The sequence below is a fragment of the Megalodesulfovibrio paquesii genome, from assembly GCF_054653055.1.
Genome location: NZ_BAAIGQ010000007.1, coordinates 39,241 through 52,357, shown reverse-complemented (window position 1 = coordinate 52,357; position 13,117 = coordinate 39,241). Strand labels below are relative to the sequence as shown.

General features: G+C 62.2%; 10 protein-coding genes. 7 read left to right on the top strand and 3 right to left on the bottom strand.

What is annotated here, in order from left to right:
• Positions 1 to 294 precede the first annotated feature (294 nt).
• The 7 genes from ACYQ00_RS16670 to ACYQ00_RS16640 all read left to right on the top strand — a co-directional run bounded on the left by ACYQ00_RS16670 (position 295) and on the right by ACYQ00_RS16640 (position 8,546).
• Positions 295 to 2,229 (top strand): methyl-accepting chemotaxis protein, encoded by a 1,935-nt coding sequence (locus ACYQ00_RS16670; protein WP_460033215.1) that lies wholly within the window; start codon positions 295 to 297, stop codon positions 2,227 to 2,229.
• A gap of 51 nt (positions 2,230 to 2,280) precedes the next feature.
• The gene (locus ACYQ00_RS16665) at positions 2,281 to 2,832 is read left to right on the top strand and encodes a chemotaxis protein CheW (protein ID WP_460033214.1); all 552 of its coding nucleotides are present in this window, start codon (positions 2,281 to 2,283) and stop codon (positions 2,830 to 2,832) included.
• A 136-nt stretch (positions 2,833 to 2,968) separates the two neighbouring features.
• Positions 2,969 to 3,361 carry a class II SORL domain-containing protein gene (locus tag ACYQ00_RS16660; RefSeq protein WP_460033213.1) on the top strand — a complete coding sequence of 131 codons (393 nt, stop codon included), beginning with the start codon at positions 2,969 to 2,971 and terminating at the stop codon, positions 3,359 to 3,361.
• Positions 3,362 to 3,762: 401 nt separating this feature from the next.
• Entirely contained in the window at positions 3,763 to 5,583 is a 1,821-nt protein-coding gene (locus ACYQ00_RS16655; RefSeq protein ID WP_460033212.1) for a methyl-accepting chemotaxis protein, read from the top strand.
• Between the two features lie 39 nt (positions 5,584 to 5,622).
• On the top strand, positions 5,623 to 6,174 hold the full coding sequence (locus ACYQ00_RS16650) for a chemotaxis protein CheW (RefSeq protein ID WP_460033211.1): 552 nt from the start codon (positions 5,623 to 5,625) through the stop codon (positions 6,172 to 6,174).
• 22 nt (positions 6,175 to 6,196) lie between these two features.
• Entirely contained in the window at positions 6,197 to 6,517 is a 321-nt protein-coding gene (locus ACYQ00_RS16645) for an STAS domain-containing protein (protein ID WP_460033210.1), read from the top strand.
• Positions 6,504 to 8,546 (top strand): chemotaxis protein CheA, encoded by a 2,043-nt coding sequence (locus tag ACYQ00_RS16640; RefSeq protein ID WP_460033209.1) that lies wholly within the window; start codon positions 6,504 to 6,506, stop codon positions 8,544 to 8,546. The genes ACYQ00_RS16645 and ACYQ00_RS16640 overlap by 14 nt, the downstream gene beginning before the upstream one ends.
• A 96-nt stretch (positions 8,547 to 8,642) precedes the next feature.
• Here the strand turns inward: ACYQ00_RS16640 and ACYQ00_RS16635 are convergent, their stop codons facing one another.
• The 3 genes from ACYQ00_RS16635 to ACYQ00_RS16625 all read right to left on the bottom strand — a co-directional run bounded on the left by ACYQ00_RS16635 (position 8,643) and on the right by ACYQ00_RS16625 (position 12,886).
• A complete protein-coding gene (locus ACYQ00_RS16635; RefSeq protein WP_460033208.1) occupies positions 8,643 to 9,545 on the bottom strand; it encodes a PhnD/SsuA/transferrin family substrate-binding protein in 903 nt (300 codons plus the stop codon).
• Entirely contained in the window at positions 9,542 to 11,317 is a 1,776-nt protein-coding gene (locus ACYQ00_RS16630; protein WP_460033207.1) for a sensor histidine kinase, read from the bottom strand. Before ACYQ00_RS16630 ends, ACYQ00_RS16635 begins: the two co-directional genes overlap by 4 nt.
• Before the next feature lie 201 nt (positions 11,318 to 11,518).
• Positions 11,519 to 12,886: a YhjD/YihY/BrkB family envelope integrity protein gene (locus tag ACYQ00_RS16625; protein WP_460033206.1), complete on the bottom strand. Its 1,368-nt coding sequence runs from the start codon at positions 12,884 to 12,886 to the stop codon at positions 11,519 to 11,521.
• Between the last annotated feature and the right edge of the window lie 231 nt (positions 12,887 to 13,117).

Sequence of the window (13,117 nt, the reverse complement as noted above, 5' to 3'; positions counted from 1 at the left end):
CGCCTATTCGTCTCAAGGGCATTCCCGCTCCATGCAAGAGGCTCTTCTATGCGGGGGGACGGCAATGCCGCTGCAACCCACACGTGCCCCTTGTTGGGATGTTATTACACAATCAGCGAGACATGACACAAGCCAGCAAAGGAGGCCCCGAAACAGCGTAGTACAGGTTTTCCACTCCATTCCTTGGGCAGTCGCAGCCACAAGTCGCAAATGGTCAAGGCGGCAGGCGCAGTGTGCGCAAAACAAATTGCTACAGGCAACGCGAGAGGGCAACCGTCAACACCGAGGAGAGCCATGCAGTGGTTCAACAACCTTAAAATCGGCACACGGCTTATTGCCAGTTCCGTGCTCATTCTGGCGCTCATGGGTGCTGTCGGTTGGCTGGGCATTTCCAGCATGCAGACCATCAATGAGGCTCTGAAGGGGATTTTTGAAAACAACCTCAAGCCCATCGCGTATCTTGGCGACGCCAATACAGAGTTCATCAAGTTCGCCCGGAACAGTTATCGTCTGGTCATCTCGCGGGAGCGGGGCGAGATGGAAGAATTTATCAAACGCGCCGATGACAATCTGGCTCGGGCCGATCAGGCATTTCAGGCCTATTCGGCCACGGAGCTTTCCGATTCGGAAAAGGCGCTGTATGGTAAATTCAAGCTGGCCTATGATGCAGTGATTGCCGAAGTGAAAAAACTTCGGGAAATGATGTACGCCGGCGACAAAGAGCAGGCCGTTGAGTACCTGCTCAAGGTCATCGCCCCCATGACTGTCCAGCCGGACGCCATCCTGAGTGAACTGAACGAAAACAACAGTGAGCAGGCCAAAAACGCAGCGGCCGCGGCAGAAGCCACCTACCTCGACGCCCGCTCCCTCATGCTCTGGGCCATCGGCGTGGCGGTGCTCCTGGGGCTGGCCATGGGCTCGTTTCTGTCCCGGCTCATTTCCCGCGGCGTGCGCCAGTGCGTGGAAGTGGCCCAGGCCCTGGCCGTGGGCGATCTGACCAAGGAAATTTCCATCCGCCAAAAGGATGAAATCGGCCAGATGGCCGAGGCCATGCGCGCTGTGGCCGCCGCCGAGCAGGATGTGGCCGCCAAGCTCGGGCAGCTCTCCCTGGGCAATCTGTCTGTGGAGGTCACCCCGCGTTCCGAGCACGATACCCTCCTGCGCGCCATCGCCGCCATCATCGCTGCCGAACGCGAGGTGGCCGAGAAGATGAAACTGGTCTCCGAAGGCGATCTGCGCGTCAAAATGAATCCGCGTTCCGAGCAGGACAGCCTCCTGCGCGCCATTGCCGAGATGATCGAGCGGCTGACCCAGATTGTCAGCGAAGTGCAGCTGGGCGCGCAGAATGTGGCCTCCGGCAGCGAGCAGATGAGCGCCAGCTCGGAATCCCTCTCCCAGGGCGCCTCCGAGCAGGCCGCCGCGGTGGAGGAGAGTTCTTCTTCCATGGAAGAAATGTCCTCCTCCATCAATCAGAACGCCGAAAACGCCCGCCAGACCGGGGCCATAGCCTCCAAGGCCGCCCAGGATGCCAAGGAATCCGGCGATGCGGTGAGCAACACCGTCAGCGCCATGAAGGAAATTGCCGGCAAAATCTCCATCATCGAGGAAATCGCCCGCCAGACCGACCTGCTGGCCCTGAACGCCGCCGTGGAGGCCGCCCGGGCCGGGGAGCATGGCCGCGGCTTTGCCGTGGTGGCCTCGGAAGTGCGCAAGCTGGCCGAGCGCAGCCAGACGGCTGCGGCGGAAATCAACAAGCTCTCCTCCACCTCCACGGCCGTGGCCGAACGTGCCGGCTCGCTCCTGGACAAGCTCGTGCCGGACATTCAAAAAACGGCCGATCTGGTGCAGGAAATCGCCGCCACCAGCCAGGAGCAGAACTCCGGCGCCAGCCAGGTGAACAAGGCCCTGCAGCAGCTGGATCAGGTGGTGCAGCAGAACGCCTCGGCTTCCGAGGAACTGGCCAGCACGGCCGAGGAGCTCTCCGCCCAGGCCGAGCAGCTCCAGGCCGCCATGGACTTCTTCATTACCGATGCCAAGCTCACGGCGCGCACCGTGCAACCGTCATCGCTCAAGCCCGGCAAGGCCAGACTCACGGGGAACGAGACGGGGCGCGCGCTAACCGCTTCTCTCAAGCCTGCGGCGGCTCAGACGCAGCCTACCGGCATGCATCTGGAACTGAGCGGCGATCCTGTGGATGTCGACCTCTTCGAGCGCTATCGCGCAGGCTAGCACAGGGAGGCCTGCCGAATGGAGCCCCAGGAGCCGATGGAACCCATTGCCATGCATTCGCGCAATGTGCAGGAGGAGCGCCGCACCGTGAGACTGCTGACCCTGACTCTGGACAACGTGCACTTTGGCCTGGACATCCACGCCGTGCGCGAGATTCTGGACATGACGGATATCACCGGCATTCCGCACACACCGGACTACATGCGCGGCGTGGTCAATGTCCGCGGCAGCGCCGTTCCCGTGGTGGACCTGCGGCTGAAGTTCGGCCTGCCCGAGGCGGAACGCACCCTCAACACCCGTATCGTCATCCTGGAGGTTCCCCGGAAAGGTGGCATGGCAGCCTTTGGCGCCATCGCCGACTCGGTCAAGGAAGTGTTGGAGGTGGAGGCAGGGGATATCGATCCCCCGCCGCATATGCGCGCCGGAACCAAAGCCGATTTCATCACCGGCATCTGTTATCGCAACGAGCGGTTTCTGCTCATTTTGGATGTGGCCAGAATCTTTGCGGAGGACAAAGCTTTATCCCTGGAAACATTGGATCTGAATCCGGCCTCCGCCGCGTTCGGTCTCTCCGGGGAAACTGCCGCGTTCCCGGAAGGCTGAGCGTTCAAGGCCGCCAGGGGGAATGACATGCCAGGAAAATGCCTGTTCCCCCTTGCCTAAAGCGTCCGTGTCCTGCATGATGGGAGAGTCTTTGTTCCGAGCCACACCCTACAGCAGACCACTGGAGGCCACTTCCATGAAAATGTGTGACATGTTTCAGACTGCGGATTGGAAAACCGAAAAGCACGTGCCCGTGATTGAATGCGACGATGCCGTTGCCGCGGAGACGTTCTTCCCCGTCACCGTGAGCCTGGGCAAGGAAATTGCCCACCCGAACACCACGGAACACCACATCCGCTGGATTCGCTGCTACTTCAAGCCCGAGGGCGACAAGTTCGGCTACGAGATCGGCTCCTTCGAGTTCACCGCCCACGGCGAATGCGCCAAGGGCCCCAACGAAGGCCCGGTGTATACGAACCATACCGTGACGTTCCAGATGAAGACCAAGACCGCCGGCACGCTGGTGGCCTCGTCCTTCTGCAACATCCACGGGCTGTGGGAATCTTCCAAGAGCATTACACTTAAGTAAGCTTTCCCTGCTGCCGATCAGTAAACGGGAGGTCTGCACCGCAGGCCTCCCGTTTTTCGTGGTCCGTGTCGCGATCTTAATTGCCTCACCATCATCCAATACCAAGGCGCGTAGGGGATGCTCCCATGGCGCAGTGCGTTGCAGCGAAATCCAGTACCCGCGCAAGAGAAGTGCGCTGGATGCGCCATGCATATTGCCAATTTTGTTAATATATACATCTAATAACCAGCCGGAACTGTACGTTTATTTCAGTCAACCTGTTTGGATTTCCGAATTGACACGGAAAATATTCCAAAAATGCGAAAACTCCTTTCCATTTTTTAAGCTTTGGATATTCTATCTCTGCGACTTTGTCCGAGGTTCTGATGTCTGGAGAAAACCACCTACTTAAGGGGCAATCCATGCAATGGTTCAATAATTTGAAAATCGGCACGCGGCTCATCTCCAGTTTTATCATCATCCTCATACTCATGGGAGGCGTCGGCTGGATTGGCGCCAGCAGCATGAACTCCATCAATGAGATGCTCAGGGGCATCTACGACAACAACCTCAAGCCCATCATCAATCTGGGCGATGCGAACACGGAGTTCATCAAATACGGACGCAACAACTATCGCGTCACCCTCGCCGAAGATAAGGCCACGATGGAGGAGTATATCAAGCGTGGTGAGGCAAACCTCGAACGGCTCAACCAGGCCATGACGGAATACACCAGCGCCGTCATGTCTGATAAGGAAAAGGAGCTGTACGCCAAATTCAAGGCAGGGTTTGAGGCCTACAATGCCGAAGCCTTGAAAGCGCAAAAATTGGCCCAGAATGGGTACAAGGATGAAGCCGCCCAGCAAATGCTCAAGGTGGTTGGTCCGCTGAGCAATGCGCCGGACGACGCCTTGTCTGGCCTGACCGATGAAAACCGTGAGCAGGCCAGGCGCGCCGCCGAAGCAGCGGAATCAGCCTACATCCAAGCCCGCAACGTCATGTACAGCGCCATCGGCTTTGCCGCGCTGCTGGGGCTGTTCATGGGCGTGTTTCTTTCCCGGCTCATCTCCAAGGGCGTGCGGGAATGCGTGTCCTTTGCGCAGTCCCTGGCGGTGGGCGATCTGACCAGACAGATGACCATCCATCAGAAAGATGAAATCGGCCAGATGGCCGAGGCCATGCGCGCCGTGGCTGCTGCCGAGCATGATGTGGCCGAGAAGATGGAGCTGCTCTCCCAGGGGGATCTGCGCGTCAAGGTGGCGCCGCGTTCGGACCAGGATACCCTCATGCGCGGCATTGCCGAGATGATCGAGCGGCTGACCCAGATCGTCAGCGAAGTGCAGCTGGGCGCGCAAAACGTGGCCTCTGGCAGCGAGCAGATGAGCGCCAGCTCCGAGACCCTCTCCCAGGGCGCCTCCGAGCAGGCTGCCTCGGTGGAAGAGTGCTCCTCCTCCATGGAAGAAATGTCCTCCTCCATCAATCAGAACGCCGAAAACGCCCGCCAGACCGGTTCCATTGCCTCCAAGGCCGCCCAGGACGCCAAGGAATCCGGTGATGCGGTGAGCAACACCGTGCGCGCCATGAAGGAAATTGCCGGCAAGATTTCCATCATCGAGGAAATCGCCCGCCAGACCGACCTGCTGGCCCTGAACGCCGCCGTGGAAGCCGCCCGCGCCGGGGAACACGGCAAGGGTTTTGCCGTGGTGGCCGCGGAAGTGCGCAAGCTGGCCGAACGCAGCCAGACGGCTGCGGCGGAAATCAACAAACTCTCCTCCACCTCCACGGCCGTGGCCGAACGCGCCGGCACCCTGCTGGAGAAGCTGGTTCCGGATATCCAGAAGACCGCCGATCTGGTCCAGGAAATCGCCGCCACCAGCCAGGAGCAGAACTCCGGCGCCGGCCAGGTGAACAAGGCCCTGCAGCAGCTGGATCAGGTCATCCAGCAGAACGCCTCGGCCTCCGAAGAACTGGCCAGCACGGCCGAAGAACTCTCCGCCCAGGCCGAGCAGCTCCAGTCCGCCATGGAATTCTTCACCACCGACGCCAAAATCATGACCCGCACGGTCAAGACCCAGGCCGCGCGGCCTGTCCGTCCTGCTGCCAAACCAGCAGCCCGCAAGCCGGCCCCCGCGCCCGCCCGGCGTCCTGCGCCCACCAAGCAATCCGGCTTTTCCCTGGATCTGGCTTCAAACGAAGGGGACGAAGAGGATCATCACTTCGAACGGTTCAGCTCTGACCAATAACGCCCCACGCTGCACCTCAGCCCTACGGAGAAATGGTCCATGAGCGCACCGACTGCAACGCAAGGAGACAGCCCCCTCAGGCTGCTGACCCTGACCCTGGACAACGTGTACTTCGCGCTGGACATTCAGTCCGTGCGCGAGATTCTGGACATGACCGATATCACCAGCATTCCGCACACCCCGGAATACATGCGCGGTGTGGTCAATGTCCGCGGCAGCGCCGTTCCCGTGGTGGATCTGCGCCTGAAGTTCGGCCTGCCTGCGGCCGAGCGCACCCTGAACACCCGCATTGTCATCCTGGAAGTCTCCCGGGGGGATGGCATGGCCGCCATCGGCGCCATTGCGGACTCGGTCCGGGAGGTGCTAGAAGTGGAAACTTCCAAGATAGACCCGCCCCCGCGTATGGGCACGGGCATCAAGGTGGATTTCATTAAAGGCATCAGCCGGCAGAATGATCGCTTCCTGCTCATCCTGGACGCGAGCAAGGTCTTCAGTACAGAAGAAATCCTCTCGTTGGATGAGTTGGACGGTCAGCGCAGGCAAGCCCATCACGAGCAGGCGGATGAGGCCCAGCCTCTCCCCGCCGCCTGAGGCCGGGCAAAGGAGCGTACTCATGCGGATTGCACTGGAAGGAGCCTGCACCGTGGCGGAAATGGCCGCCCTCAAGGAACGCCTGTTGCTGGCCCTGCAACGGGGAGAAGCCGTGGCGCTGAGCTTTGCCCAGGTGACCAGGGGGGATCTTGCCTTCTTCGAGCTCCTGTTGGCGGCGCGCCGCTGCTTTGCTGCCAAAGGCGTTCCCCTGACCCTGCAGCCGGACATGCCTGCGGCCCTGGCCTTTGGCGCGCACTGGACCGGCCTGGGCGAGCTGTGCCCGCACCCCCATGCAGCGCCCGCCACCGCCACCCCGGGAGGAGCGTGCCATGCCAGCCACTGATCCCATTCAAACCTATCTGGACGAGGCCCGCGAACTGCTGGCCGAGCTGGAGGAAGCCCTGCTGGAGCTGGAGACGGACCCCACCGCCTCCCAGACCATAGCCCGGGTCTTCCGCGCCCTGCACACCATCAAAGGCTCCGGAGGCATGTTCGGCTTTACGGAGATTGTCCGGTTCACCCATGATCTGGAAACCGCCTTCGATCAGGTCCGCGCCGGGGAGCAGCCCCTCACTCCCGCGCTGCTGAACCTGACCCTCAAGGCCAAGGACCACCTCCAGGCGCTCCTCAGGGCCGACCCGTCCGGGGCCGGTCTGGTCATGGCTTCGGATGCCCTCTTGGCCGAACTGTCGGCCATTGTGCAACCGACCGGAGCAGCCTCCTCTCCCGACGCCGCCGCATCAGGCAGCAACGGCAATGGTGCCCCCCCCAGCTGGGAGGCCTTCTGGATCCGCTTCCGGCCCGATCCAGGCGCCTTTCTCACCGGGTGCGACCCCCTGGGCCTGCTGGAGGAACTGTCCTGCCTGGGCCGCCATGCCTTTGCCTACCATCCCGGAGAAGATGCCTTCTTTGAGGAACACGACCCCGAACAACCCCACGGCTTTTGGGACGTTATCCTCAATACGGACAAGGGCATCGACGCCATCCGCGATGTCTTTGTCTTCGTGGATGACGGGCAGGCCGTGCTGGTGGAAAAGGTGGGCGATGGCAAAACGCGCGAGGGCGACCTGGAGACCCTGGCCACCATTGCCAGGGACACCGCCGGCCCGGTCACTGCCATCCCCAAGGCTCTGCGGGCCTTTTTGCAAGAGAAGCTGGCCATGCGCCAGCCGGAAAAAGCCAAGGCCGCCCAAACCCCGGCCCAAAGCCCCAGCGCCAGCATCCGGGTGGACTCCGACCGCCTGGACCGGCTGGTGAACATGGTCGGGGAGATGGTGATCATCCAGTCCCGACTCAGCCAGGCCGTGAACCAGACCCTGGATCGCGCCTTCCTGGCGCAGATTGCCGAGGATCTGGAACGCCTGACCGACGAAATGCGCGACAACGCCCTGGGCCTGCGCATGCTGCCCATCGGCACGGTCTATGGCAACCTGCGCCGCCTGGTGCGGGATGTGAGCACAACCCTTGGCAAGGACGTGGAATTCTTTGCCGAGGGCGGGGACACGGAGCTGGACAAGACCGTCATCGACCGACTCAAAGACCCCCTGATCCATATCCTGCGCAACAGCCTGGACCATGGCATCGAACCCCAGGAGCAACGCGAGGCTGCCGGCAAGCCCGCCCGCGGCACGGTGCGGCTCTGGGCCGGCCACGCCGGCGGCGAGGTGGTCATCCGCGTCTCTGACGACGGCAAGGGCCTGGATCCGGAAAAGATCAAGCGCAAGGCCCAGTCCAAGGGCCTGCTTGCCCCGGATGCCGAACCGGACCGGCGCGAAATCCTGAACATGATCTTCGAGCCCGGCTTCTCCACGGCGGACAAGGTTTCCGACCTTTCCGGCCGCGGTGTGGGCATGGACGTGGTCAAACGCTCCATCGACGCCCTGCGCGGCACGGTGGAAATTGAAAGCGAGGTGGGCCAGGGCCTGACCCTGACCATCCGCCTGCCCCTGACGCTGGCCATCATCGACGGCTTCTGCGTCGGCATCGGCAAGGGCACGTACATCGTGCCCCTGACCGCCCTGCGGGGTTTTCAGGAACGCAGTGTCCAGGAGTCCGCCAAGGTGGTGGATATTGTCGAACGCATGGGCAAGATGCTGCCATGCATCAGCCTCAGGCAGCTCTTCAAGATCACCGATCCGCAGCCGGATTTCGAACGGGTGGTGGTGGCTGAGGTGGACGGCACGGAAATTGGTCTGGCCGTGGACCGCGTCGTCGGTCGCCAGCAGGCCGTCATCAAAAGCCTGGACGAGATGTACAAGCACGTGGCGTTCATTTCCGGCACCACCATCAACGGCGATGGCACCATCTCCCTGATCCTGGATATCCCCCGGCTCCTGGACTTAGCCGTCAACCGGGCGGAAACGCCACAGTAGGCTCGCCCCACCCTGCGTGGGCGGCCTCGCAATCAGAAGCATTCCATGCCCCAAGATGCGCCTGCCTCCATGTTCGGGGCAGGCGCATCTTGCCTGTTACTTCAGAAAATCCGCATAGGCCGGGAAGCCCACTGCGCCGTACATGGCCCGGATGGCATTGTAATCGCTGTCCTGCATGGAGCGCAGCAGGCGCATGCCCTTGTATTTGGCATTGCCCGGATGAGAAAGGATGGCTTCACTCAGCGCGGCCTCATGCGCCAGCAGTGCATCGCGGAGCAGCTGGACATCTTGCGCCGGCAGGTGCGCGCCGACCATGAGCAGATCGCCCGGCAGGTCGCCGCTGCGGGCCAGCACACGAAAATTCCCTGGCCCCAGCAGGGGTTCCGCCTCCCGAAGCTGCCGGAAGGCCGTGTCTGACGCGGCAAAGGCCGCTGCATCACCGCGAAGGAAGGCCTCCCACCCCGCTTTGGGAGCGCCGTGCACGGCCGAGATATCCCGCAGCGGATCGAGACCAAGATCCTTCAAAAGTCCCATGGGTGCCAGGTGGCCCGACGTGGACCCCACCGGACCAAACGCCACCTTTCGACCCTTGAGATCCGCCACGGTGCGAATTGCGCCGTCGGCCATGGTCACCAGCACGCTGAAGTAGTCCGGCCTGGAAAATCCGAGCAACACCGTGGCATTGGTCCGCTTGCGCAGCACCACGTACTCTGCCGGCCCGGTGAGGGCCAGATCCAGTGTTTTGTCCGCAAACCCACGCAGTGCATCATCGCGGCGGGTCATGGGTACAAACTCCAGGGCAATGCCGGCCCGCTCTGCCAGGGTGCGCGCAAAGGCGCCCCACTCCTCCCTGGCCTGCTCCAACCCGACAAGATCCGTGATGCCGAACCGCCAGATCCGCGCTGTCCCCTCTGCGGACGCAGCCTGCCCCCCCGCGGCCCCGGGCCACCAGATCACCACCAGACACACCATGCAGCAACAGGCAAGCGCTCTGCTCATCCCTGGGCCTCCCGGGTTGCAAAATCCGGCGGATTCACTGGAATTTCCACAATAAAATTACTGCCCCGTTCTCCCTCCACCCAGATTCGGCCGCCATAGTTCTCCACAATCTGCTTGCAGATGGACAACCCCAGCCCGGCGCCCACGGCCAGGGAGGACTGCAAGGTATCCTCGGGAAGCAGCCGCTCGAACTTGTCGAAAATGCGCTCCCGATCTGCCTCGGGAATGCCGATTCCCGTGTCCTGCACGGCAAACCGGACCACGCGTTCACCCTCTGCCGTGATCCGTGCGCTGGTCCGCAGCCACACATGCCCCTGTGCGGTGAATTTGATGGCATTGGACAGCAGGTTGATGAGCACCTGCTCCAGACGATCAGGATCCACGTGCAGGTCCGGCAGATCCGAAGCGGTTTCCACGTGCAGATCCAGATGCGTCTTTTCCGCAAAATGCCCTGCCACTGCCTGCACCGCCCGCTGCACACAGTCGCCGGGGGAAATCGCCTCGTCTCGCCAGGGCATGGTGCCTGCCTCGATGCGGGCCAGATCCAGATAGTCGTTGATCAGCCGGGTCAGCCGGTCCCCCTCGGCGTCCATGATGGCAAGATTGCTCAGAATGCGTCCAGCCCGGGCCAGGGTGTCCGGAGCCTGGGCCAGACCAGGCAGCACGAACTTCTCAAAATCCTTGCGAATGAGCTTGGAAAACCCGCGCAGGGAGGTCAACGGGGTGCGCAGTTCGTGGGACACGGCGGCCAGAAACGCCGTTTTGGCCTCGTCCATACGCCGCAGGCGGTCATTGGCGCGTTGCAGCTCCGCGGCCTTTTCCCCAAGGGCCTTGGTCCGTTCCACAATGCGGAACTCCAGCAACCTGTTCAGGCTGGCCAGCTCATCTTCCGCGTTGCGCCGGGTGCGTATTTCCTCTTGCAGTATGGTGTTCAGCGCCAGCAGTTCCTTTGTGGCTAGGCGAACCCGCCGCTGCAGCTGCCGGTTCCACAGAAGCACACCCACCACCAGCAGCAGCAGGACCAGCACCGCCGCGCCCAGCGAGCGCCAAGGCAGTTCCCTGGCCAGTCGCTCCCCGCGCCAGGCCAGCTCTATGCCGCGTCGCTCCAGGAGCATGGCGTCGTCCATGGTGCGCAGCAACGGCTGCAGGGCTGCCGGCGGCGGGACGTTCGCGCTGTCCGCGTTATCGGCCACAGCCACGGCCACCTGCAGAATCAGGGCAGGCTCGCGCAGCTGCAGAAAGGCATCCAGCCCCCCGCTCATGGCCAGGTAATGCGCCGCAACGGTTTCCGGCGCCAAAAAGGCATGCACCTCGCCCAGGGACGCGCCCGCCACCAGGGCCTCGGTGGTCGGGTACGAAACGAGCACCGTTCCAAAGGGCAGGCGCTCGGCCAGGATGTCGGCTTCGGCCGAGGCCGCCACCACCCCCACGCGCAAGCCTTCAAGATCCTGCAGGTCACTGATGCCATGGAGCTTGCGGGAAAAAAACAGCGTGAGGGGCAAGGAGGCATAGGAGGGACCCAGCCGAAGGCCGTGCGGGGCCTTGCCGTCATGGGCGAATTCAAGAATGGCGTCGGCGCGGCCCTGTCGGACAGCCTGCAACGCGTCGTACAGGGGCAGGACGGCAATGGAGAGCGGGACGCCGGCATGCCGACTCCACCGCTCCCAGAAATCTACAGCCAGCCCGTTGGGGCGGCCCTGATCGTCTCTGCTGGAGAAGGGGGCTCTGGCGCTTTCCAGCACCACCCGCAGGGGGCGGGATGAAGACGCCATTGCAGGGGCCGGCCCCCTCTGCTCCTCCACCGGTTGGGCCAGGGCCGCTCCGCACGCAAGACACCACAGCACGCAAGCCCAGACCACGGGAACACGCCGGGCGATTCGCCCTGAACAACGACCTTTCTGCATGGAGCCTCTGCCGCGGCAGACCTGCGCGCCACCGCCCGATGGGATTGGGTCACCTGTACCAGGAGAGTGTCACAACTCTGTGACAGTGCCCGGCGGCTCGGCCTGCGACTCCCAGGCCAGCACGGCCAGCGAGACGTTGCCCTCGCTGCTGGCAAGGGTTTTGGTCAGCCGGGTCAGGGTAGCCTCCAGCACAGGACTGTTCATGGCCAACTCCCGCAGCACGCCAGCCCGACCGGCATCATCCATGACCGCCAGCACCTCGGCCACGGTGACGGACCGGGCGGACTTGATGAGCCCGTACCGATCTTCCCGGTCCGCCCCCACAGACTCCACCGCGGCCACCAGATTGGCCCCGGCCAGCACGGCCAGTACCTCCAGTACAATGTTTGGGGACACGCAGGCAGCAGCGGCCAAATCCTCCAGTGAGGGCGGGGCGTTGCGATCCTCCTGCGAGCGGGCCAGCGCCACCAGACAAGCCAGGGCCACGGCCTTGCGCTCCCCCTGACTGATGCGCTTGAAACGCGCCTCACGCACGAAGGACTTGTAATGCTGAAACGCAAAACTCATCTCCGCCCCAAGCAATACTATCACCCAGCTTATGTAAACCCACACCAAAAACAGCGGAAGCTGGGCAAAACTTCCGTAAATGGCGTTGTAATTGGCCGTTCCAAATTGAAAATGCACATAGGCCCACTGCGCCAGCAGCCATAACGTGCCCGCCACCATCCCGCCAAAAACAGCTGGCCACATCCGTACATGCGTATTTGGAAGATAACTGTACAGAAAACTCAAAGCCACCCACACGCTGACTATGGGGGTAAGCTTGAGCAGGTTGTAATAAAACAGGCTGATGATCTCGTTTTGCAACAGATGCTGCATGACAGAGGTGCTCTGAAACGTGGTGGACAGGCTCGCCGCCATGACCATGAGCACCGGGAAGATGCAGCTTACGGAGAGATAGTCCGCCACCTTGCGCACCAGCGGACGGCTGCGCGGCGCGCCCCAGATGGTGTTGAACGTCCCTTCCACGTTGGACAGCAGCCCCACCACGGTCACAAACAAAAAGCCCACGCCGATGACGCCCAGGGTCTTGACGTTGGTTTTGTCTATGTAGTCGATAATGTTCTGGACCACAGCCTCGCGGCCGGCGAACACCCGCAGCAGAATGTCGTTGATGAATGCGGTGCGCTGGAAGTCAAAGCCCTTGAGCACCGAGAAGGCCACTGCCAAAAAAGGCACAATGGACAGAATGGTCGCATACGTCAGGGCCGACGCACGCAGCAACAGATGGTCCTTGGCAATGCTGTTCCACAGGATGTACAGCCACCGCGCAGCAACAAGCAGCACCCACGCCGGGCCGGGCAAGGCGGTTTCGCTGTTCCATAGCTCCGTGCGCAGGAATTGTACTACCCGCTCAAACACCCACAGCATTCGCATGCACGCTCCTTGCCCACTGCACCCGGCGCGTTACCAAGGCGTATCAATCTACCGCGCATCATGGCACACTCTCAACCCGTCAGCAACTGCGAGATGTATTGCATCACGCACCCAGGACTGTTGCATGCCCATCCCCCTGCGGCAGCAGCATCACGCACTCCCTGATGGCGCTCCCCGCCGGACGCCAGACAACAACGCCGCCGGCAGGAGCCCCTGCCGGCGGCGAAAAAC